Annotated in this window: 16 protein-coding genes; 10 read left to right on the forward strand and 6 right to left on the reverse strand. The window is 70.0% G+C overall.

Features of this window, described 5'->3' with window-relative positions:
- Positions 1–6 precede the first annotated feature (6 nt).
- The 4 genes from TSH20_RS07805 to TSH20_RS07820 form a co-directional block, all read right to left on the reverse strand.
- The gene (locus tag TSH20_RS07805) at positions 7–2151 is read right to left on the reverse strand and encodes a hypothetical protein (RefSeq protein WP_199231882.1); all 2145 of its coding nucleotides are present in this window, start codon (positions 2149–2151) and stop codon (positions 7–9) included.
- On the reverse strand, positions 2148–3998 hold the full coding sequence (locus tag TSH20_RS07810) for a glycosyltransferase (protein ID WP_109074188.1): 1851 nt from the start codon (positions 3996–3998) through the stop codon (positions 2148–2150). Before TSH20_RS07810 ends, TSH20_RS07805 begins: the two co-directional genes overlap by 4 nt.
- Before the next feature lie 29 nt (positions 3999–4027).
- On the reverse strand, positions 4028–5395 hold the full coding sequence (locus TSH20_RS07815) for an oligosaccharide flippase family protein (RefSeq protein ID WP_109074189.1): 1368 nt from the start codon (positions 5393–5395) through the stop codon (positions 4028–4030).
- Between the two features lie 608 nt (positions 5396–6003).
- On the reverse strand, positions 6004–7017 hold the full coding sequence (locus TSH20_RS07820; protein WP_109074190.1) for a LacI family DNA-binding transcriptional regulator: 1014 nt from the start codon (positions 7015–7017) through the stop codon (positions 6004–6006).
- A gap of 273 nt (positions 7018–7290) precedes the next feature.
- On the opposite strand from TSH20_RS07820, the gene ptsP reads away from it, so the two are divergent.
- The 4 genes from ptsP to TSH20_RS07840 all read left to right on the forward strand — a co-directional run bounded on the left by ptsP (position 7291) and on the right by TSH20_RS07840 (position 13088).
- The gene (ptsP, locus tag TSH20_RS07825) at positions 7291–9822 is read left to right on the forward strand and encodes a phosphoenolpyruvate--protein phosphotransferase (RefSeq protein ID WP_109074191.1); all 2532 of its coding nucleotides are present in this window, start codon (positions 7291–7293) and stop codon (positions 9820–9822) included.
- Positions 9819–10769: a 1-phosphofructokinase gene (gene pfkB / locus TSH20_RS07830; RefSeq protein WP_109074192.1), complete on the forward strand. Its 951-nt coding sequence runs from the start codon at positions 9819–9821 to the stop codon at positions 10767–10769. Before ptsP ends, pfkB begins: the two co-directional genes overlap by 4 nt.
- A 70-nt stretch (positions 10770–10839) precedes the next feature.
- Entirely contained in the window at positions 10840–12621 is a 1782-nt protein-coding gene (locus TSH20_RS07835; protein WP_109074193.1) for a fructose-specific PTS transporter subunit EIIC, read from the forward strand.
- 149 nt (positions 12622–12770) lie between these two features.
- Positions 12771–13088: a hypothetical protein gene (locus TSH20_RS07840; RefSeq protein WP_109074194.1), complete on the forward strand. Its 318-nt coding sequence runs from the start codon at positions 12771–12773 to the stop codon at positions 13086–13088.
- A gap of 7 nt (positions 13089–13095) precedes the next feature.
- Here TSH20_RS07840 and TSH20_RS07845 read toward each other — a convergent pair whose 3' ends face one another.
- Entirely contained in the window at positions 13096–13287 is a 192-nt protein-coding gene (locus TSH20_RS07845; RefSeq protein WP_109074195.1) for a hypothetical protein, read from the reverse strand.
- 234 nt (positions 13288–13521) lie between these two features.
- Between TSH20_RS07845 and TSH20_RS07850 the strand changes: the two genes are divergently transcribed.
- The 4 genes from TSH20_RS07850 (at position 13522) to TSH20_RS07865 (ending at position 18936) form a co-directional block, all read left to right on the forward strand.
- Positions 13522–14475: a hypothetical protein gene (locus TSH20_RS07850; protein ID WP_109074196.1), complete on the forward strand. Its 954-nt coding sequence runs from the start codon at positions 13522–13524 to the stop codon at positions 14473–14475.
- 60 nt (positions 14476–14535) lie between these two features.
- Positions 14536–14847 (forward strand): hypothetical protein, encoded by a 312-nt coding sequence (locus tag TSH20_RS07855; protein ID WP_109074197.1) that lies wholly within the window; start codon positions 14536–14538, stop codon positions 14845–14847.
- 67 nt (positions 14848–14914) lie between these two features.
- Positions 14915–16981, forward strand: coding sequence for a cysteine peptidase family C39 domain-containing protein (locus TSH20_RS07860; protein WP_109074198.1), 2067 nt, complete (start codon positions 14915–14917; stop codon positions 16979–16981).
- A complete protein-coding gene (locus TSH20_RS07865) occupies positions 16978–18936 on the forward strand; it encodes an ATP-binding cassette domain-containing protein (RefSeq protein ID WP_109074199.1) in 1959 nt (652 codons plus the stop codon). Before TSH20_RS07860 ends, TSH20_RS07865 begins: the two co-directional genes overlap by 4 nt.
- Before the next feature lie 19 nt (positions 18937–18955).
- Here the strand turns inward: TSH20_RS07865 and TSH20_RS07870 are convergent, their stop codons facing one another.
- Positions 18956–19855 (reverse strand): LysR family transcriptional regulator, encoded by a 900-nt coding sequence (locus TSH20_RS07870; RefSeq protein ID WP_109074200.1) that lies wholly within the window; start codon positions 19853–19855, stop codon positions 18956–18958.
- A 135-nt stretch (positions 19856–19990) separates the two neighbouring features.
- On the opposite strand from TSH20_RS07870, the gene TSH20_RS07875 reads away from it, so the two are divergent.
- Positions 19991–21109: an S-(hydroxymethyl)glutathione dehydrogenase/class III alcohol dehydrogenase gene (locus tag TSH20_RS07875; RefSeq protein ID WP_109074201.1), complete on the forward strand. Its 1119-nt coding sequence runs from the start codon at positions 19991–19993 to the stop codon at positions 21107–21109.
- A 71-nt stretch (positions 21110–21180) separates the two neighbouring features.
- Complete coding sequence (gene fghA / locus TSH20_RS07880) at positions 21181–22032, forward strand: S-formylglutathione hydrolase (RefSeq protein ID WP_109074202.1); 852 nt, start codon at positions 21181–21183, stop codon at positions 22030–22032.
- Positions 22033–22096: the final 64 nt, after the last annotated feature.

A 22096-nucleotide genomic window follows, 5' to 3' on the forward strand; every position in this document is an offset into this window, starting at 1 on the left:
AATAGTTCAGGCGACCTCTGCCGGGTCACGGCTGGGCTGGCGGGGGGCGGAGGGGGCGTCCGGCGCCGGGTCGCCGCGGATCTCCGCCGGCGGCTCCGGGATTGCGGGGGTGCCCCGTCCCGGCTTCGTCTCGGCCAGGATGCGGGCGTAGCGGGCGACGGTGTTGGGCGTGACGTTGACCAGCGTCCCGGTCCCGCCGCCGCCGGCGACGAGCCGGGCGACCTGGAACAGGGCGCGTCCCTTCTCCAGCACCTCGCCCGGCAGCATCCACAGGATGGAATCGATGTTGGACGCCAGCCATCCCGGCCGCCTGCCGCGGGTCAGGCGGCGTTCGGCCGCCCGCACCTGGGCGGTGTTGCGGATGGTGTAGAAGGGCGACCAGCCGTCCCAATCACCGGCGGTGAAGGGCAGGGCCACGAACTCCCCGTCGACCAGCGCCGGTTCCGCCGAACCGAAGGCGGCCTTGGTCCACATGTAGTCGAAGCCGGCGGAGCGGACGGCAGCGGCGACCTCCCGCCGCAGGGGACCGGGACGGGCGCTGTCATAGGGCCGCCACGCCTCGTAGAAGCGGTCGAGCCGGTAGCGGCGCAGCGCATTGCCGATCAGGCGCCGGGCGTCCATGGCCGGAGCCCCGGCCCGTGTCGGCGCCTTGCGGGGCGTGCCCTCCGTCGCGGCCTCAACGCTGGCCGCCGGGGTTTCCAATGGGCGCGGACGGGGCGAGATGCGCAGGACGGGGCGGCCCTCCTCCCAATGCAAACGCGGCGTGCGGCCCGGCACCAGGGGGGAGTCGACCAGCGGCCACCAGCCGCGCGGCATCAGCCCCGGCGGCAGCATGGTCGCCATCTCCGCGCGGGCATCGGTCAGCAGGCGGGCCAGTTCGTCGCTCGGCATTTCGCCCTCGGCGCAGACCCCACGGCCGGTGCTTCCCAGCAGCAGTTCCACCCGGCCCAGCACGCCGCCGCGTTCCTCCGGCACCGACAGGAGCGCGAGGTCGGCGGGGCTGGACTGGGTCAGGCTGTCGACGGTGACAACCAACCCGCAACGCAGGCCGGTCGCCGCCACCAGATCGAGGATACGCGGGATGCAGTGCAGTTCGCGGATCATGCCCGACCACAGCACCAGCGTGGTCAGCACCCGCCCTTCCGCCGCCCAGCGGCGCAGGGTGGCGTCGTCCGGTTCGTAGTCGGTGAAAGGGCGCGGCGGCTCCGCGATGCGCAGCGGCACGTCGGCCGTGCTGGCGAAGGGCGGATCGGGATCGACGATCTGCAGCCCGCGGCCAAGGCGGCCCAGGGCGAAGAAGTCGTGGTCGTCGAACTGCCGGCCATAGACCGGGTCGGCCCCGTTGCGGATCAGGTCGGCGGCGCGTTCGATCACGTCGGTCTGCGGCCGGCCATAGAGCGGCAGCAGGCGCTTGGCCGCCGCCAGCGGCAACTGCGCCGCGATCAGATCGGGATCGCCCAGCAAGGTGCCGCGGCCCCAGCCGGCATGGCGGTGGGCCAGAGCGGCGCTGAAGCTGGCATAGCTTTCCCCCGCCACCCTGCCTTCCACGGCGTCGAGGCCGCCGGGGAAGTGGCGGGCGCGCACCGGATCGACGCAATGGCCGGTGAAATGGCGGGCACCCAGCGCCTCCAGCCGCTGCCGCAGCCCGGCGTCGGCGCCGACATCGAGGCCGAGGCAGGGCTTCGCCATCAATTGCGGGTAGAGGAAGGGCGCGGCGACGATGCCGAGCGGGGTCTGCGGTGCCATGTCCAGCACGGCGACCTCTGCCGGGATCGGCTGCTCCAGCAGGCGGAAGGCAGCCTCATAGAGCGCAGCGGGGTCGGTGCTGCGCAGGGCGCATTCGCCCCCCGCCTCCACCACCGGCCACAGGGGGGAAGCCGGATCGCCCAGCGCCACGACGCGGTAGCGGGTGGTCAGCCACAGCGCATGGTCCAGGTGCCGGCCGCCGGCCATCAGGCTGCCGGTGCCGGTCGCTTCTGTGCGGTTGCCGTCCTCCCAGCCGCCGAAATGGCGACCGCTGCGCCGCCCGTCGTAATAGAGGTCGAAGGCCCAGCCGGCGTGTTCCGCCGCGGCGGCCAGCACCGGCGCCATGGCGACGCGGTGCGGGTCGCCGCCATGGGCGAGGAAAAGGAGCAGGGGCGGTTTGGTCACGATGCGTGCCCCTCCGTGCCCTTGCCGCCGCGCCGGCACCACCACAGGTGCCACTTCGCCACCCCCGGCGGGCCGAAATGATCGGTCTTCTGAAGGGTCAGGCCGGTGGCGGCGATGGCCTTGCGCATTTCCGGCGCCCAATGGTGGCGGACCAGCGCCTTCCATTCCGGCAGGACGCCGTGGCAGCGCATGGTCGCCAGCAGCCGGTCGGGCCGCCAGCGGTAGTAGCCGGGATAGGCGATCACCCACAGCGGGTTGGCGTTGGTGGTGTCGCAGACGATCCGCCCGCCGGGCTTGACCACCCGCTGCAGCTCGCGCACGCCGGCTTCGAGGTCCGGCAGGTGGCAGAGCAAATCCATCGCGATGACGAGGTCGAAGCTGTCGTCGGCGAAGGGCAGCTTGCGGGCGTCGGCCTGCTGGACGGTCAGGGCCGGGAAGCGCTCCTTCGCCTCGGCCAGCATCTCGTGCGAGATGTCGACCAGCGTCACGTCGTGACGGCCGGCGAAGGGACCGGTGATGCGGCCGTATCCGCCGCCGACATCGAGGATGCGCATCCGCGGCAGCCGCTCCAGCTCGGCCGCCACCGCGCGCCGCTTCTCGTCATAGATACGGTAGAAGGGGGTGGTCGGGTGGTCGGGGCGGAAGTGGCGGCGATAGCCGTTGTTGTAGATGCCGGATCCTGCGGCCTGCGACCGCTCCGCCTTGGCATTCTCCAGCAGGGCGGCGACCTGGGCGGCGACCGCGTCGACGTCGAAGGTCTTCGCATGTTCCAGCCCTGCAGCGGCGACGGCCTTCAGCCCCTCTGGGTCGGCCAGCCGGGCGATCAGCATGTCGCGCAGCGGCTCCGCCTCCCCCGGCGGGACCAGCCAGCCGGTGCGGCCATGCTCGATGATTTCCGGGAAGCCGCCGCAGTCGCTGGCGACCACCGGCACGCCCAGCGCCATCGCCTCCACCACCACGAAGCCGAAGCTTTCCCACAGGGACGGGACGACCGCCATCTCCGCCCGCGCCACCACGGCCAGCGCATCGTTGCGCGGCAGGGCGCCGGTGAAATGGACCCGGTCGGCCACCGGCGCGACGTCGCGCCGGAACTGGTCGATGATCGCGGCGCTCGCGACGTCCTCCCCGCCGATCATCATCAGATGCAGGTCGGGGTTGGCGGCCAGCACGCCGGGGATGGCGCGGCCCAGCGTGGCGATGCCCTTGCGCCCCTCCAGCCGCCCGAAGAAAGCGATGAAGCGCTTCGGCAGCGCCATCGGCGGCTCGGCCGTCCGGTTCGCCGCCACCGCGGCGAGATCGATGCTGTTGGGGATGACCTGGACCAGTTCCGGCGGGATGCGCCAGTAATCGGCCACCCGCCGGGCGATCGCGCGGGTGGAGGCGTAGATCGCCGCGCTGCGTTTGGTCTGGTCGCGTTCGAGCGCGTTCAGCAGGTGGGTGTGCGGCACCCAGGGCTGCGTGTTGGTGTCCATCACCAGCCCGGTCGGCGTCGCCAGCCGCGTCACCACGGGAATGGTGCTGAAACGGGTCAGCCACCAGGCGTCGGCATCGAACTCGGCGGCATGAACCACGTCGGGACGGAAGGCGCGGACGGCGTCGGCCAGGCGGCGGTTCGTCCGGAACCGGTCCACGACCGCATGCAGGTGCGGCCCAGGATCGACGCGGTTCACCGTCACGCCGTCCTCGATGGTGGTGCCGGCCGGCAGGCCGCCGGCCTTCCACGGGGTCACCACCTGGACGGTGTGGCCCAGCCGCGCCAGCGCACGGGCCATCGTGTGGGTGTGGGTGGCGATACCGCCGAGCTTTTCGCCGGGTGGGTATTCGGGCGTCAAGAGCGACAGTCGCATTGTGTGTCCCCCCAATCCTGTAGGTTCTGTCATTTGCCTGCGGGTCCGGCCGGAGCGGCGGTCACCGGAGACGGTTTGGCGAGTGCGATCAGGCGCCGCGGCAAGGCCGCGAGCACCGCCGGGTCGGGAAGGAAGACGCGCCAGGGCAGTCCGGTCGCCCGGCGGTAGAGGATCGCCGCGGTGGCGAACACCAGCGTGTAGGCCACCGTGGAGACGATGGCCGCGGCCAGGATCCCGCCGCTGCGCAGGAACAGCAGCAGGCCGCCCAGCGTGACCAGCATGCCCAGCAGGTTGGCCATGGTGGCGGTGAAGGGCCGGTTCTCCGCATAGAGTCCGTTCAGCAGGATCGAGGCGGCGGCGTAGAGAACTGCGCCCGGCAGCAGAAGCCGCAGCGGAAGCGCGCTGTCGGCGAAGGACGGGCCGTAGACCAGCCGGATGGCGATGTCGGCGAAGACGAACAGCCCGCCGCCGAGCAGCCCGCCGATGGCGAAGGTCACCTGCAGGCTGTTCAGCACCAGCGCCCGCCCCGACTGGCCCCGGCGGGTGGCGGCGGGCATCACCACGGTGGCCAGCGCGCTGGACAGGCTGACGATCAGCCAGGACAGGCTGGTCGCCAGGGCGTAGAGCCCGACCTGTTTTGCCGGCAGGACGGCCGGGATGATCAGCAGGTCCAGCCGCTGGGTGATGACGCCGCCCACCACGTCGCCATGGGTACGCAGCGCATACCAGAGCGTTTGCCGGCCGAGCGCCGGGTCGGGGCGGCCGATCCCGTGGCGGCGGACCAGCAGGACCGTGGCCACGACCAGCACCAGCGTGCTCATCGCCGCCTGCACGATGACGGCGGCCTCCACCGTGAAGTGGCCGGCGGCCCAAAGGACGGCGTAGAGCGTGGCGACGCCGGCCGGCTGGATGAAGTTCAGCGCGTTGAAGCTGCGGAAGTCCTGATCGCCCAGGATCAGCCCCAGCATCAGCTCCGCCAGAAGGGCCATGGCGATCATGGGCAGATAGAGGCGCGCCAGTTCCAGCGTCTCAATCGGCTGCGCGGCCAGCAGCAGCGGCAGCAGCAGGTAGCCGGTGCCGATCGCCAGCGCCGCCAGAGGCAGCAGGATCAGCGTCCAGGTGCTCAGCAGCCGGCCGCCAGCCGAATGGTCCCGCGACAGCGCGAAGGTGACCGCCTTGCCGCAGCCCATGGCAAACAGCCAGCCCAGCATTTGAATGGTGGTGAGGACGGCGGTCAGCGCCCCCCGCCCCTCCGGACCGATGGTGCGGGCGACGAGGATTCCCGTCAGCAGTCCGAGCGCCATCGTGGCGGCGGTAACGAGTACAGTCGTCACGCCATGCCGGGCGAAACCGCCCCCCTTCGCCGCCGTCTTGCGTCCGGTCAGAGCTTTCAGCATCGCGCCCTCACCCCCGTCGAAGTCCCTGAAGTGTGCGCACTGCGTCCTCCCCCGGATTCGTGCTTCTTGTTTTGTCGGCAGGCCGGTCCCCACCAGGGGAGACCATCATGGGTCATGAACGTCACCAAGAATTAGTTGGTTATCACAACAATTACTTGGTTACCTTAAAAATTATCGCAGAGTGGAACAGCGATCGTTGGTTTTCGTTATTAGCTCAAGCGAGCATTTTTGTTGTGCATTGCAAACTGAACGGTAGTGGGGTGTTGGGCGACGGTCAACGCCGCTTTCGGAACTGTTCTTCCCGCACACCGGGGGAGTATTTTTCTTTGATCGTCCGTTGCCGGGAACTGGGAGTCTTATCGTATCTTTCGGGCATTGGTTATCGGCCACGCCCATGTTCCGGCATCGGGAGTAGTCCGTTGCCCGACCGGCGGCACACGAGAGGAGAGGGGGAAGCGCGGTTGCGTTTCGCTGCCGGGTGCGGCGGCGATGCCGCAGCCCGTTCGATGCGGGCTCCAATGTCCGGCCGGTCAGGCTGGTCGACGAAAGGTTGCAGTCGGGGCCGGTAGCCTAATCACCGCAGGACGCGCCGGTTCAGTTCCGCCGGCTCAGTCGGCGTCGGCCATCCGCGCGGCGGTTGAGCCGCGCACGATGCAGGTGCCGCCCAGGATGAGGCGGCGGCGGGGACGGTCCGGCGTTTCCAGCCGTTCGAACAGCAGGGTCATCGCCGATTGGCCGATGTCCTGCACCGGCTGCTCGATGACGGTCAGGCCGGGGCCGACCAGTTCCGTCCAGGGTTCATTGTCGAATCCGGCAACCGCCAGCCCGTCGGGAATCGACAGCTTCAGCCGGCGTGCGGCCTTCACCACGCCCATCAGGAACAGGCTGTTGCTGACGATGAAGGCTTCCGGCCGGTCGCGCTCCGCCATCCAGTCCACCACCGCGGTCTCCGCCGCGTCGGCATGGGGGGCGAGGAAGCGGGCGGCGGGCGCCAGACCGCGGGCCGACATGGCGGAGCGATAGCCCTCGTACCGCTCCTGGCCGGTGGTGCTGGTGTTGCCGAACAGGCCGGCGATTCGGCGATAGCCCTGGGCGTGCAGATGCTCCACCAGCATGGCCGCGGCGCGCGGGTTGTCTAGGACCACCGCGTCGTGGCGGGCGGTCGGCGCGTTGCGGTCGATCAGCACGACGGGAAAGTCGAGGTCGAGCGTGTCGAGCCGGTCGAGCGTCGCACGGGTCGGGGCGAAGATCAGGCCGGTGATCCGCTCCTCCTGCATCAGGCGCAGGTACAACTCCTCCCGCTCCGGATTCTCGTCGCTGTTGCACAGGATCACGCGCATGCCGGCGCGATAGGCCGCATCCTCCACCGCGCGGCTGACGGCGGTGAAGAAGGGGTTGCGGATGTCCGACACCACCAGCCCGATCGTCTGCGAATGCTGAGAGCGCAGCCGCCGTGCCGACAGGTTGGGGCGGTAGCCGGTGGCGCGCACCGCGTCCTCCACCCGTTTGCGCAACGCCTCGCTGACCGGGCCGTTGCTCAGCACGCGCGACACGGTGGCTACCGATACGCCGGCGGCCAGGGCCACGTCCTTGATGCTGGCGGTCTTGCCGGAGGCGTTCATCTGCAAACCAGTGGTGGTAGGGAGTGCCCCGTAAGGGGAGGCGATCTTAGCCGTGCGCGGCCCGGCCTGACCAGAGCGGGTTGGGGCGAAGACGGTTTTATGAAAACGTTTCCAATACGATGACCGGAGCATTCCCCATTTCAGCCCGCTTGACAAGACGCTCTGCTGAAAAAGTGCTGATGCTGCATTGCGGCAGCCGTTGACAGTCCAGCTGTAATCGTTTTCACTGAGCATCAAGAGGACAGACAAGAACACGCGGAGGAGACGGTTGCCATGGCCACCGACACGCACCCCTTGAGCCTTCCCCCCGATCTGATCCGCCTGGGCGCCGCCCCGGCCGGGAAGGAGGCGGCGATCCGCGAGGCGGCGCAGCTGCTGATCGCCGCGGGCTGTATCGACCCCGCCTATGCCGACAGCATGATCCGGCGGGAATCGGTGGCGAACACCTTCCTGGGCCATGGCGTCGCCATCCCGCACGGCATGGTGGACGACCGCAATCTGGTCCGCCGCAACGGCATCGCCATCCTGCAGGTGCCGGACGGCGTGGTGTGGAACGACGGGCAGACCGCCCGGCTGGTCGTCGCCATCGCCGCCCAGTCCGATGCCCACATCGCCATCCTGCGCCGCCTGACCCGCCTGATGCAGGACGAGGCGCGGCTGAACGCCCTGTTCACCACCGCCGATCCCACCGATCTCGCCGCCGCCCTGTCGGACGAGACCGCCGCGCCGGCCACGGCCGCGTCAGAGGGCGGCGACCTTGCCGAGAGCTTCGAGTGGGTGGTCGATTACCCGACCGGCCTGCATGCCCGCCCCGCGGCCACCTGGGTCGAGACCGCCCGCACCGCCGCCGGTCGGGTCCGCGTCCGTCATGGCGGCGAGGCCGTGGACGGCAAGACGCTGGTGGCGCTGCTGCAGCTTGGCCTGCGCCCCGGCGACCGCATCACGGTGTCCGCCGACGGTCCCGATGCGCGCGCGGTGCTGAACCGCCTGCGCGCCACCATCACCGGCCTCAGTGCGCGGGAGAAGGCGGACGCCGCCGCCGCGGCGCGCAAGGCGAAGGCCGTGGTGCAGGGCTGGACCCCGCCGCCCGTGGCCGGGCGCGAGATGCCGGTGGTCGCCGGTATCGGTGCCAGCCCCGGTCTTGCCATCGGTCCGGTGCATGTGATGCCGAAGGCCGACCTGACGGTTCCCGACCGGCCGGCCCCGCTGCTGGAAGGCGGCAACCGCCTGCATGAGGCACTGAACCTGACCCGCCAGCAGTTGAAGGCGCTGGCCGACGACACCGCCCGCCGGCTGGGGCCGGCCGAAGCGGGAATCTTCGCAGCGCAAGCGGAATTGCTGAACGACACCGACGTGATCACGCTTGCCTGCCAGCTGATGGTGGAGGGGCATGGCCCCGGCTGGTCGTGGAACGAGGCGGTGGAGCGCAGCGCCGCCAAGCTGGCCGCCAACCCCAACCCGGTGCTGGCCGGCCGCGCCGCCGATCTGCGCGATGTCGGCCGCCGGGTGCTGACCCGCATCGATCCCGACCTGCGCGGCGGTTCCATCCGCGACCTGCCGGACACCCCCTGCATCCTGGTCGCCGACGATTTGTCGCCGTCCGATACCGCCGCGCTCGACATGGGCCGGGTGATCGGTCTGGCGACGGCGCAGGGCGGACCGACCTCCCACACCGCGATCCTGGCGCGCACGCTGGGGCTGCCGGCGATGGTGGCGGGCGGCGGCGCGCTGACCGAGCTTGCCAACGGCACCACCGCCATCCTCGACGGCCAGTCCGGCCGCCTGTACCTCGACCCGCCCGACACCGCCCTGGCCGCCGCGCTTGGCTGGATCGAGGAACAGCGCGTCAAGAAGGCCCATCAGGAGGAGCGGCGCGGCCTGCCTGCCCGCACCCGCGACGGCCACACGGTGGAGATCGGCGCCAACGTCAACCGTCCCGATCAGGTGCCTGTCGCCCTGTCGCAGGGGGCCGAAGGTGTCGGCCTGATGCGCACCGAGTTCCTGTTCCTGGAGCGCGGCGACGCCCCCAGCGAGGAGGAGCAGTACCAGACCTACCGCGCCATGCTGGAGGCGCTGGACGGCCGTCCGCTGATCGTCCGCGCGCTCGACATAGGCGGCGACAAGCAGGTGCCGCACTTGCAGTTGCCGCATGAGGAGAACCCCTTCCTCGGCGTGCGCGGCGCCCGCCTGCTGCTGCGCCATCCGGAACTGCTGGAACCGCAGGTCCGCGCCCTCTACCGCGCCGCCAAGGGGGCGAAGCCGGGGGCGCTGCTGATCATGTTCCCGATGATCACCACGCTGCGCGAGATCGAGGCTCTGCGCGCGGTCTGCGATCGCATCCGGGCGGAGCTGGACGCCCCGGCTGTACCGCTCGGCATCATGGTGGAGGTGCCGGCCGCCGCCATCCAGGCCGACGTGCTGGCCCGCCATGTCGATTTCTTCTCCATCGGCACCAACGACCTGACGCAATACGCGCTGGCCGTCGACCGCCAGCATCCCGAACTCGCGGCGGAGGCCGACAGCCTGCACCCGTCGGTGCTGCGCCTGATCCGCATGACGGTGGAGGGGGCCGAGAAGCATGGCCGCTGGGTCGGCGTCTGCGGCGGCATCGCCGGCGATCCGTTCGGCGCCGCCCTGTTGGCCGGCCTCGGCGTCCGCGAGCTGTCGATGACCCCGCGCGACATCCCCGGCGTCAAGGACCGGCTGCGCGACAGCGACCTTGCCGGATTGCGGGCGCTGGCCCAGCGTGCGCTGGACTGCGAATCCTCCGACGAGGTGCGGGCGCTGGAGGGGGACGTATCATGACGAAACCCGTCGTCACCGTCACGCTGAACCCTGCCATCGACCAGACCATCACGGTGGATGCGCTGAAACCCGGCAGCGTCCATCGCGCCAGGGCGGTGCGCCACAATGCCGGCGGCAAGGGCGTCAACGTCGCCAGCTGCCTTGCCGATTGGGGAACGCCGGTGGTCGCCACCGGACTGCTCGGTACCGGCAACGCGGCGCCGTTCGAGGCGCTGTTTCAGGCGAAGGGCATCGCCGACGCCTTCCTGCGGCTGCCGGGCGAAACGCGGGGCAACGTCAAGATCGCCGATCTTGCGGCCAACGACACGACGGACATCAACCTGCCGGGCCTCACAGCCGATCCCGGCGCGCTCGGCCGGGTGCAGGAGACGGTTCGCCGGCTTGTGGAGCCGGGTACCCCGGTCCTGCTGGCCGGCAGCCTGCCGGACGGACTGCCCACCGACACCTACGCCATCCTGACCGCCGATCTGGCGGCGGCCGGGGCCCGCGTGGTGCTGGACAGCAGCGGTCCGCCGCTGGCTGCGGCCCTGGCCTCCACCGGCGCGCTGCCCCATTGCATCAAGCCCAACCGGCACGAGCTGGAGGATTGGGCCGTCCGTCCGTTGCCGACCGATGCCGACCTGCTGGACGCGGCGCGTGGACTGCAGCGGCGCGGCGTGTCGGTGGTGGTGGTGTCGCTGGGGGCGGACGGCGCTCTCTTCGTGGATGGCGCCCGCGCCCTGCATGGCCGGTTGCCGCCGGTCCAGGCGCTGAGCACCGTCGGGGCGGGCGACGCGATGGTGGCGGGGCTGATCGCCGCCTTCCAGCAGGAAGGCGGGCTGGAGGATGTGGCCCGGCTGTCGGTGGCCTTCGCCGCCGCCAAGCTCGGCTGCTTCGGCCCCAACCTGCCCGATCCGGCGACGGTGCAGGCGCTCGCCGCGCAGGTGACGCTGAGCCGGTTCGACTGAACCTGCCGAAAGCATCCGACGGACTTCAATACAGTGACAGGCGCGGGCGCGAACCCGCCAGGAGGAAACAATGGCGAACCTGTTGGCCGTGATCGCGGCGGGAGACCTCACCACCCAGGCGGTTCTGGCCGCCGAAGCGTTGCGCAAGGCGGCATCGTCGGCCGGCCACCGTATCCAGGTGGAAATCCGCACCAGCCTCGGCATCCAGTCGCCGCTCGACGCGGCAGCTTTGGCGGCGGCGGACGGCGTGGTGCTCGTCGGCGGCGGCGATCTGGAGGATGGACGCTTCGGCGCGGTCAAGCGCGTTTCCGCTTCGCTGGACGAGGTGCTGGGCAATCCCGGGGCCGTGCTGGGGAGCATGCTCGGTTCCGCTGCTCCTCCGGCGGCATCGGCGCCGCGCCGGATCGTCGCCATCACCTCCTGCCCGACCGGCATCGCCCACACCTTCATGGCGGCCGAGGGCATCCAGCAGGCGGCGACCGCGCTGGGCCACAAGGTCCGGGTGGAGACGCAGGGCTCCGTCGGTGCGCGCGACACGCTGAGCGACGAGGAGATCCGCGAGGCCGACGTCGTCCTGATCGCCGCCGACACCCAGATCGACCTGTCCCGCTTCGCCGGCAAGCGCGTGTTCATGAGCGGCACCAAGCCCGCCATCAACGACGGCAAGGCCCTGGTCAACCGCGCCCTGGCGGAGGCGAAGATGCATGGCGCAGCCGGCGGTGCCCCTGGCGGCGCGACCCCGCTGGCCGATGCGGTCGCCGCCGGCAAGGCGGAGCGGTCGGCCCAGCGCACCGGCCCCTACAAGCATCTGATGACCGGCGTGTCCTTCATGCTGCCCTTCGTGGTGACGGGTGGTCTGCTGATCGCGCTCGCCTTCGCGCTGGGCGGCATCTACGTCTATGAGGAATCCAACGCCGGGACGCTGGGCTATGCCCTGTTCCAGATCGGCGCCAAGGGAGCCTTCGCCCTGATGGTGCCGGCGCTGGCCGGCTACATCGCGTATTCCATCGCCGACCGCCCCGGCATCGCCCCCGGCATGGTGGGCGGCATGCTGGCCGGCAGCATCGGCGCCGGTTTCCTCGGCGGAATCGTCGCCGGCTTCATCGCCGGCTATGGCACCGCCTTCCTCAACCGGCACATCAAGCTGCACCGCAACCTGGAAGGGCTGAAGCCGGTGCTGATCCTGCCGCTGCTGGGTTCGCTGCTGACCGGCCTGCTGATGATCTACGTCGTCGGCACGCCGGTCGCCGAGGCGCTGGCCTGGATGAGCGCCTGGCTGAAGGGCATGCAGGGCAGCAGCGCCATCCTGCTCGGCCTGCTGATCGGCGCGATGATGGCCTTCGACATGGGCGGTCCGGTCAACAAGGCGGCCTACGCCTTCTCCACCGGCCTGATCGCGTCGCAGGTCTACACCCCGATGGCCGCCGCCATGGCCGCCGGCATGGTGCCGCCGCTGGGTCTGGCGCTCGCCACCAAGCTGTTCGCCGACCGCTTCACCCATGAGGAGCGCGAAGCCGGCAATGCCGCCGCCGTCCTGGGCATCGCCTTCATCACCGAAGGCGCCATTCCCTTCGCCGCCCGCGATCCGCTGCGCGTCATCCCGGCGTTGATGGTCGGCGGCGCGCTGACCGGCGCTATTTCGATGGCGGTGGGGGCCGAGCTGAAGGTTCCGCATGGCGGCATCTTCGTCCTGCCGATCCCGAACGCGGTGACGCATCTGCTGGGCTATGTGGTGGCCCTGGTGGTCGGCACGGTGGTGACCGCGGTTGCGTTGCGCATCCTGAAGAAGCCGATCGCCGCTGCTGCGGTGGCGCCGAAGACGGCGGTTCAGGGGGCCGGCGTGCACGCCTGACCGTCACTCCGTTTCCTCTCGGGCGTCCTCCCGACCCTGGCCCCTTTCCGCACCCGCGGGGAGGGGCCTTTTTTTGCTCAAGTTTCCGCGCCAGCTTTCACCGGGCCGTCCGTGTGAACCGTCAAGACATCGCCCGGAGTGACGGACCCATGCTAGACGAGAAGCCCGATCTGATGCTGGGCAACATGCTGCTGCATGTGAACCTGCTGGCGCTTGGCACGCTGATGACCAAGATGATGGCGGAGTTGTTCCGCAAGGACGACGACCCCGCCGGCAAGGCGGACGAATGGCTGCGCCTGTTCGAAGCGACCGCCGCGCAGATGACCTTCGCCAGCGAGACGCCGGAATGGAGCGACCTGACAGCGCAGGAGTTCCGCGACGTGCTGATGCAGCACATCCACCGAGCCCGCGCCATGGCGCTGGGGGAGGAGTGCGACCCGAACGCCTATCTGCGCCATCACGGCTGACCGGAAATCAGGCGACGGCGGCCAGGATCAGGACCGCCGCCGCAAGGCATAGGGCGGCAAGCAGCAATTGCAGCCGCAGCCCGCGCTGGCTGATCATGGTCGGCGGCTGGTCGTAATCCTCGGTTGTCGTAAGCCGCTCCAGAGCATGGCGGCGGAACAGCCGTTCGGCACCCTGCGGTCCGACTTCAGTCCGACTCATGGAATTCCTTGTCCTGCGCCCGTCGGGATGCGCGCCGGCGTTGAAAGACAAGAAATTTTGTTGTGGAGCTGAAACAGTTCCATGTCAGTCCTGACACCGCTTATTGCTTGCACCCCTTTGTTTCGCACGCATAATGGTTAGAGAGCATCCGGATTGTCCAGCGGACTTCGCAGGGTCTCCATCTCTTCCAGAGTGTGCATGATCGGGATCGCTGGCGTGAAGGATCGGGTTGGGATGAACGATGTCACGGCGCCGAGCGGCGGCATCGCCGGCCTTCGCGTCGCGCCGCTGTCCGGCAATGCCGCCGCATTCGCCACTCTCGGTTTTCCCCGGTTGGCTCCGGTGCTGGATCGGCTGGAGCCGCCATGGGTGGCCGTTGGCGCCACGGTCGGCGGGCTGCCGGCCGGGCTGGCGCTTGGGCAGAGGCAGGAGGATGGGGCAAGGCTGCTGTCGCTGACGGTCGCGCGCAGCCTGCGCAACCGCGGCATCGGCCGGAGCCTCGCCGCTGGGTGGGGGAGGGCCGCCGCCGCCGCGGGCGCCAGCGGTCTGATCACCGCCTTTTCGGACAAGCTGCCGGAACGCGCCGCGCTGGCCGCGACCCTGTCGGCGGCCGGTTGGACTGCGCCGCGGCTGACCCATGTCCGTGCCATCGGAGAGGCGGCGCCGATGGTCGAGGCGGTCGGCCGCTGGCCATCGTTGGCCGGCCGGCTGCGCGATCCCGACGGGTTCAGCTTCGATCCCTGGCGGACGCCGGACGTCGACGACCGTGGCGCCATCGCCGCGCTGGCGGCAGAGCCCGACCATCATCCTCTGATGCATCCCGATGTCCGTGCCGAGCGGATCGAGCCTGCCTGTTCCATCGTGGTGCGGCGGCAGGGTGTGCTGGTCGGCTGGGTGCTGGCGGAGCGGGCGGAAAGCGTTCCGCTCGACGGCTATCGCGACCGGCCGGCGATCGATTACCGCAGCGCCTATCTGGCGCGGTCGCTCTGGCATACGGGAATGCTGGTCGGGGCCTATTGGCATGCCTATGCCCGGCAGGTGGCCGCCTTCGGTCCGACCTCCATCGCCATGTTCGGCACCATGTTCCCCCGCATGATGTCGCTGGCCCGCCGCCGCTTCGCCCCGATCTCGCTGCGGGTGGACGAGACCTTCGAGATGATCCGCGAACCCGCGACCGGTTCGCCGTGATCGCCCGCCGCAGAGTTTTCTTCAGCCTTTCACCCAATCGCCAACTGGAGCATTTCCGAAATGAGCAACATTGACTTCGAGCAGATGTACGGCGCCGATGCCATCGCCGCGGCTGCGGAGCGGCTGAAGACCGACGACGCCTTCCGTGCAGAGGCTCAGGCCGACCTCAACGCGGCCGTGAAGCGCCATTACGATGTCGACCTGCCGATGCCGATGCGGCTGGTCGAGACCGATGGGGAACTGCTTGCCGTTCCGGCCGAGGACAGCCAGGCGGAACTGAGCGACGAGGAACTCGACATGGTTGCCGGTGGCTTCCCGCCCACCGGGTTCGGCCAGAAGGAAGCGAAGAAGGGTTCCGGCTTCGGGCGCTGAGGTCGTTCGAACCGGCAGGCGTTGCGTCTTGCGGAGAATTTCCCCGCGGACGCAACGCTCAGCAAGAATGAGCAACTCCCCACCATCGAATTTCACCCGTCAAGGCCGAAGGCGGACGGCGACGCCCGAACTGCGCCAGGGCGAGATCGCCGAGTGCGGTCTGGCCGCGCTCGGCATCATGCTGGCCCACCACGGCCGCCCGGTTCCCCTGGAGCAGTTGCGGGCAGAAGCGGGGTCGACCCGGCTCGGCGTCAATGCCCGCGCCCTGATCCGCATCGCCCGCGACCACGGCATGGTCGCCCGTGCCTTCCGCACCGAGCCGGACCGTCTGTCCTCCCTCGGCTTTCCCCTGATTGCCCACAGCCGCTTCATCCATTTCCTCGTGGTGGAGGCCGAAACCTGCGACGGGCTTCTGGTCAACGACCCGGGCGGCGGGCCGCATGTCATGGGCTGGGACGAGGTCGACGACTCCTTCACCGGCATTGCCATCACCATCCAGCCGCCGGAGCCCGGCGCACAGCATCCGCAGGGGAAGTGGCGTCCGCCGACACCGGCGCGTGCGCTGGCGACGCGGCTTCGGCCGCAAGCGGGCATCGTCTTGGCCATTCTGCTGTCCGCCGCGCTTGGCCGCGCCGCCGGTGTGGGGGCGGCACTCGCGGCCGGGAGTTGGGCCGACGGAGGCGCCGCCCTGAACCCGCTGACCGGAGCCTGTGTTGCCGCGGTCGCCGCCGGATGGGGCAGGGACCGGCTGACCGCGCTTCTGGGTATGAGGCTGGCCGACGACACCGCCGCCGGCGTGTTCGGCCGGCTCCGGCGGATGCCTGCCGTCTGGTTCGCCCGCCGGGATATGGCACAGGTGCTGGAGGTGCCGCTGGCGGGCGGTGCGCTGCAACGGCACATCGGCGACATCATGCGGTTGGTGGAACTGCCGCTGCTGGTCCTGCCGGTCGCAGCCGCGTTTTGGCTCGACGGGTGGAGCGGGGCGGCGCTGCTGCTGACCGTCATCCCGGCCTTGGCCGCGCTCGGCATGATTCATCTCAGGCGTGGTGCCGTGGCTGCACGCCGGAATGCGCCGACACCGTTGGTTCCGGACGGCGGAACCATCACGACGCTCGACACCCACAGGACCGGTGGGCGCGATGGCGAGGTTCTGGCCCAGCTTGCAGGCCGCCATGCCGTGCAGACCATCTGGCGGCAGAAGTCGGTGGCCCGCCATGCGCGGCTCATGGCGGTGCTCACCGGCGTCGCCGGGGTTGGTCTTGCGGCTGTATTGCTGACGAGCCTCGCCGCCGGCCGGATCGGGAGCGGTGGAGTGGTGGCGCTCGCCGTGCTGACGCTGGCGGCACATCGGCAGGTCCTGCGTCTGGACCGCGTCATGCCGGCGTTGCAGGATTTGAAAGCCGCCCTGCATCGCCTGGACGATCTGGAAGCGGCGGCAGCCGAGGCGGAGCATCCCCCCGCGGCAGAGCGCCCTGCCGCCCGTCTCTGCGTCCAGTCCGTCCGGTTCCAACCGTCGCCGCAGGCGCCGCCGGTCCTGCCCGGGATCGATCTGCGTCTCGACCCGGGTGAGCGGCTGGGGGTTTGCGGCGACTCCGGTTCCGGAAAGTCGGTGCTGGCCAAACTCGCCTGTGGGCTGCTGGACCCCTCGTCCGGAGGCATTCTGCTGGACGGCCGGCCGGTCGCGACGGTTGCCCGCCAATGTCCCGGCGCGGTGGCGCTGGTCGACCGTTCCAGTCCGGTGATCGCCGGCACGATCGCCGATAACCTGCGGGTCGGCGACCTCTCCGCAAGCGATGCGGCGTTGGTGGCGGCGCTGGAGCAGGTCCGGCTGTGGAGCGATCTGGAACCCCGCGGCGGCCTTTCCCTGGAACTGACCGAAGGCGGCCCGGAACTCAGCGGCGGACAGCGACGCCGGTTGGCCTTGGCGCGGGCGCTTCTGCGCAACCCGGTCCTGCTGGTGATCGACGATGCTCTGGATGCGCTGGAGCCGGCTTTGGCGCGTTGCATCCTCGACGGGCTGCAGCGACCCGACCGCATCGTCCTGGTGACCAGCCGTCGCCCGGCGACTCTGGAGGGCTGTGAACACCGTCTTCACCTCGACCCGTCTGCGGCCGGGGCGGAGATGCCGTCGTGACCGCTAGCGCAGGCGACATCGTGGACGGGCTGCGCGCCCTGATCCGCGACGGGATCCGCAAGGGCGGCGGGGAAGCGGACTTGCGCGCGGCGGCCCCGGCCTTTGGAATGCGCCTGCGCCGGGTGCGCTTGCCGCCGGGCAGCCGGGGGGCGACGCCCTGGTGGCAGCGCGACCAGGGGCCGCTGTTGGCCTTCCGGCAGATCGATGGCGGACCGGTGCTGCTGCTCCCCGATCGGCGTGGCGGCTATCGTCTGGAGGAGACCGACGGCCGTTCCCGCGCGATGGATGCCACTCTCGCCGCGACGCTTTCCCCCGATGCCTGCGCCCCTGTCCGCGCCGGAGGTGTCGAGCCGCTGACGCCGGCGCGATGGCTGGAAGTTGCGCTGAGCGACGGCCGGGACGACCGGATGCTGGCACTGTTCGCGGCGGCCGGCGGTGGCGTCGCAGCGGTGCTGCCGGCGGTGGCGGTGCTGCTGGGCGAGCGCGCACTGGCGCGCGGCGCGATGGCGTTAGCCGCCCTGGCCGTGGTTCTCCTGCTCGCGGCATCGGCGGCCGGACTGTGCGAACGGGTGCGGCGGGTCGCCTCGGCACGCTCCGGCGCGGCATCGGACCTCGGGCTGCATGGCCTGCTGTGGGAGCGGCTTCTGGGCGTCCCGCCCGCCATGTTGCGGGCGGTCACAGGTGCCGTTCAGGAAGACCGGCTGCGCGACGGCATCACCGCGATGCAGCAGGCGGTCGCAGGTCGCGATGCGATGGTCGAGGCTTTGGTCCGGCTGGGGCCGGCGCTGGTGGTGATGGGATGGGCCGCAGCTTGGCCGGCGCTGGCAGGCGGCTTCATGATGATCGTGGGCGGGCTGCTGCACGCGTGGCTGTTGCGCCGGTCCGTAAGGATACGGCGGGCGGGGCGGGATGCTGCGGCGGACTCCTGGCACAGGATAGAACTCCCGGCCGCCAGCCTGCCGCAGCTTCGCCTTCTGGGGGCCGATCGCTGGGCGGCGGATCGGGCGATGTCGGCCTTGCGCAATCTGTCCGCCCAGGTCGGGCTCGCGGCGGCACGCAGGGCCGACGCCGACGCGGTCGCACAGGCGCTGATGCTGGGAGTGCCGCTTCTGGTCGGCGGACTGGCGATGCGGGAGGGCAGCGGCCTGTCCGTCGCAGCCGCCGCAGCCTTGGCGGCGTTGCCGGCGGTGCGGACCGTGCTTGGGTTGGCGGGAGCGTTCGGCCGGCTTCCCGATGGCGAACTGATCGCCCCCCTGCGCCCGCTGCTGGAGGCGGCGCCCGACAGTCCGCCCGGCGCGCCCGATCCCGGACCGGTGGAGCGCCTGGACCTCTGCGACGTCACCTTCACCCATCCGCGAGCGCCGGCGCCCTGCCTGCGCGGCGTGTCGCTCAGCCTTGCGCGGGGGCAGGTGGTGGCGGTTGCCGGCCCGTCCGGCAGCGGAAAATCCACGCTGATCGCGCTGGCGCTCGGCCTGCTTCGGCCGGATTCGGGGATGGTGCGGATCAATGGACGCGACCTTCGCAGCCTGGATGCCGCCGCCGTCCGTGGCCGCGTCGGTGCCGTTCTGCAGGACGAGCAGATCGGGGTGGCGACCATCAGGTCGGTCATCCTGGGCATGGCGCCGCTGCCGGTCGAGCGCGCGTGGGAGGCGGCGCGGCTGGTCCGGCTCGACACCGACATCGCGGCTCTGCCGATGGGCATCCAGACGCTGGTGGGCGAGGACTCCTTCCCGGCCGGATTGATGCAGCGGCTGCTGATCGCCCGCGCGCTGGCCCGCGATCCGGATCTCCTGGTTCTAGACGAGGCGACCGCCGCGCTGGACGAAGATATGCAAGCCGCCCTGTTCGCCGACCTGCGCGCCCGCGGCATCGCCGTGCTGGTGGCGAGCCACCGCCCGTCCACGCTCGCGCTCGCAGACCAAGTGCTCGACCTGTCCGGCTCGGCACGAAGCTGACCGGCCGGCCGCAAGCCGCTCACCGATACTCCGGCCGCCGCGCCAGCCCATCCTTCAGGTGCCGGATGGCCGCATGCACCTTCGCCGGCACGTGCCGTTTCTGCGGATAGACCGCCCACACCGCCGTGTTGGGCGGCTGGTGACGGTCCAGCAGGGAGACCAGACGCCCCTCCGCCACCGGCCCGCGCACGTAATAGTCCGGCAGCTGGCACAGCCCGAAGCCGCGCAGTGCCGCGTCGAGCACCGAGAAGCCGCTGTTGCAGCGCCAGCGCCCGCGCGGGCGGAACAGCCAGTCCTGGCCGTTGTCGTCGAACAACCAATGGTCGGTGGTGCCGATCAGGCATTGGTGGCTGCTGAGGCTCGCGAGGCTGTCGGGCGTGCCGTGACGCTCCAGATAGGTCGGGGCGGCGCACAGATGCATGACGCGCGGGGCGATGCGCGTCGCCACCAGACTCGATTCGCTGAGGCGTCCGAGCCGGATCGCCAGATCGTACCCCTCCTGCACCAGATCGAGCTGGCGGTTGGTCAACTCCACCTCGATGCTCAGTTGCGGGTGGCGCTCCATCAGGTCATTGATCAGCGGCATGATGAACTGCTCGCCATAGGCGGTGGCGCTGGTCATGCGCAGCAGCCCCTTCACCTCGCTGGCGCTGCCGCCCTGCAGAGCGCCGACCGCGAGAAAGGCGTCGTCGCGCTGTTCCGCCAGCCGCTGGCAGCGGGCGAGGAAGGCCCGGCCGCTCTCGGTCAGGCTGACCTTGCGGGTGGTGCGGTAGAACAGGCGGGCCTGCAGCCGGTCCTCCAGCCGCGCCACGCTGCGGCTGACATGGGAGGAGGAGACGCGCAGCCGCTCCGCCGCGCGGGAGAAGCTGCCGCTCTCCGCCACCGCCACGAATTCGTCAATGCCGTCCCAGCCGCTCATCGAATTACACCCTGAACCCGCAGCATTATCCCCGTACCGCAAAAATCTATTCCCGAAATCGCCATTTTGGCAATGACCCGAGGCGTTTACACTGTGGGAATCAAAAAGCCATCCGCATTGGGGAAGGAAACCCACATGGTTCTGTCGCGCGCCGCCGTCGCCTGGGAAGCCAACCGTCCGCTGGAGATCGAAGAAGTCGAGGTCGCGGCGCCCAAGGCCGGCGAGGTGATGGTCCGCATCGTCGCCACCGGCGTTTGCCACACCGACGCCTACACGCTGTCCGGCAAGGATTCCGAAGGCGTGTTCCCCTGCATCCTCGGCCATGAGGGCGGCGGCGTGGTGGTGGAGGTCGGCCCCGGCGTCACGTCCGTGGCGGTCGGTGACCACGTCATCCCGCTCTACACGCCGGAATGCGGCAAGTGCAAATTCTGCCTGTCCGGCAAGACCAACCTGTGCCAGGCGATCCGCGCCACCCAGGGCAAGGGCCTGATGCCGGACGGCACCAGCCGCTTCTCCATCAAGGGCAAGCAGATCGCCCATTACATGGGCACCTCGACCTTCTCCGAATACACGGTGCTGCCGGAGATCGCGCTCGCCAAGATCAACAAGGCCGCCCCGCTGGAGAAGGTCTGCCTGCTGGGCTGCGGCGTCACCACCGGCATGGGCGCGGTGATGAACACCGCGAAGGTGGAGCCGGGCTCGACCGTCGCCGTCTTCGGCCTCGGCGGCATCGGCCTGTCGGCCATCATCGGCGCCACCATGGCGAAGGCCAGCCGCATCATCGGCGTCGACATCAACCCGTCGAAATTCGAGATCGCCAAGCAGCTGGGCGCCACCGACGTCATCAACCCGATGGACTACGACCGCCCGATCCAGGAAGTGCTGGTCGAACTGACCGACGGCGGCGTCGATTACAGCTTCGAGTGCATCGGCAACGTCAAGGTGATGCGCGCCGCGCTGGAATGCTGCCACAAGGGCTGGGGCGAGTCGGTCATCATCGGCGTCGCCGGCGCCGGCGAGGAGATCTCCACCCGTCCGTTCCAACTGGTCACCGGCCGCGTCTGGCGCGGTTCCGCCTTCGGCGGCGTCAAGGGCCGGTCGGAACTGCCGGAATATGTGGAGCGCTACCTGCGCGGCGAGTTCGAGCTGGACACCTTCATCACCCACACCATGGGTCTGGAGGACATCAACCACGCCTTCGACCTGATGCATGAGGGCAAGAGCATCCGCTCGGTCATCCTGTACAACCAGTGAGGTGACGAGGGCTCCCTTCTCCATATTGGGGGAGGGAGCCTTGCCGCCATCGATTTTCAAAAGGCGTTTCCATGACCGACCCCCTGACCACCCTGTCGGAAACCCGTGTCTTCGGCGGCCGGCTGAAACGGGTGCGGCATCAGTCCGCGGCGGTGAATTGCGAGATGACCTTCGCGATCTTCCTGCCGCCGCAGGTGGAGGACGGCGCGACGGTTCCGGTCTTCTACTGGCTGTCGGGCCTGACCTGCACCGACGAGAACTTCACCCAGAAGGCCGGCGCCTTCCGCGTCGCGGCGGAGCTTGGCCTCGCCATCGTCGCCCCCGACACCAGCCCGCGCGGGGAGGGGGTGCCCGGCGATCCCGACGGCGCCTGGGACTTCGGCCAGGGCGCCGGATTCTATGTCGATGCGACCGAGGAACCCTGGGCGCGCAACTACCGCATGCACGACTACGTGACGCGGGAGTTGCCGGCACTGATCGAGGAAAATTTCCCGGTCACCGACCGCCGGTCCATCGCCGGCCATTCGATGGGCGGACATGGCGCGTTGGTCTGCGCGCTGAAGCATCCCGGCTTCTACAAGGCGGTGTCGGCCTTCGCCCCCATCGTCAACCCGGCGGCGGTGCCCTGGGGCGAAAAGGCCTTTGAGCGCTATCTGGGGCCGGACCGCGACCGCTGGATGGAATGGGACGCCTGCGCGCTGATCAGGACCGCGACGGAGCGGCTGCCGATCCTGATCGACCAGGGCGACCGCGACAGCTTCCTGGAAGTACAACTGAAGCCGGAGGCGCTGGTCGCCGCGGCGCAGGAGGTCGGACACCCGGTGACGCTGCGCATGCAGCCGGGCTACGACCACAGCTATTTCTTCATCAGCACGTTCATCGAGGATCACTTGCGCCATCATTGGGCGGCGCTGGTGGGGTAGGGGCTGATTGGGTGGAGTTAGACCCCCACCTATCCTCCCCCGCTGGGCGGGGGAGGGACTGCCG

It is taken from the genome of Azospirillum sp. TSH20, from assembly GCF_003115935.1.
Taxonomy (GTDB): Bacteria; Pseudomonadota; Alphaproteobacteria; order Azospirillales; family Azospirillaceae; genus Azospirillum.

Excerpts from the sequence above, each read along its gene's own strand:
- TSH20_RS07810 (WP_109074188.1), bottom strand. The coding sequence starts at position 3,998 with ATGCGACTGTCGCTCTTGACGCCCGAATACCCACCCGGCGAAAAGCTC.
- TSH20_RS07815 (WP_109074189.1), bottom strand. The coding sequence starts at position 5,395 with ATGCTGAAAGCTCTGACCGGACGCAAGACGGCGGCGAAGGGGGGCGGT.
- TSH20_RS07820 (WP_109074190.1), bottom strand. The coding sequence starts at position 7,017 with ATGAACGCCTCCGGCAAGACCGCCAGCATCAAGGACGTGGCCCTGGCC.
- ptsP (WP_109074191.1), top strand. The coding sequence starts at position 7,291 with ATGGCCACCGACACGCACCCCTTGAGCCTTCCCCCCGATCTGATCCGC.
- pfkB (WP_109074192.1), top strand. The coding sequence starts at position 9,819 with ATGACGAAACCCGTCGTCACCGTCACGCTGAACCCTGCCATCGACCAG.
- TSH20_RS07835 (WP_109074193.1), top strand. The coding sequence starts at position 10,840 with ATGGCGAACCTGTTGGCCGTGATCGCGGCGGGAGACCTCACCACCCAG.
- TSH20_RS07840 (WP_109074194.1), top strand. The coding sequence starts at position 12,771 with ATGCTAGACGAGAAGCCCGATCTGATGCTGGGCAACATGCTGCTGCAT.
- TSH20_RS07845 (WP_109074195.1), bottom strand. The coding sequence starts at position 13,287 with ATGAGTCGGACTGAAGTCGGACCGCAGGGTGCCGAACGGCTGTTCCGC.
- TSH20_RS07850 (WP_109074196.1), top strand. The coding sequence starts at position 13,522 with ATGAACGATGTCACGGCGCCGAGCGGCGGCATCGCCGGCCTTCGCGTC.
- TSH20_RS07855 (WP_109074197.1), top strand. The coding sequence starts at position 14,536 with ATGAGCAACATTGACTTCGAGCAGATGTACGGCGCCGATGCCATCGCC.
- TSH20_RS07860 (WP_109074198.1), top strand. The coding sequence starts at position 14,915 with ATGAGCAACTCCCCACCATCGAATTTCACCCGTCAAGGCCGAAGGCGG.
- TSH20_RS07870 (WP_109074200.1), bottom strand. The coding sequence starts at position 19,855 with ATGAGCGGCTGGGACGGCATTGACGAATTCGTGGCGGTGGCGGAGAGC.
- TSH20_RS07875 (WP_109074201.1), top strand. The coding sequence starts at position 19,991 with ATGGTTCTGTCGCGCGCCGCCGTCGCCTGGGAAGCCAACCGTCCGCTG.
- fghA (WP_109074202.1), top strand. The coding sequence starts at position 21,181 with ATGACCGACCCCCTGACCACCCTGTCGGAAACCCGTGTCTTCGGCGGC.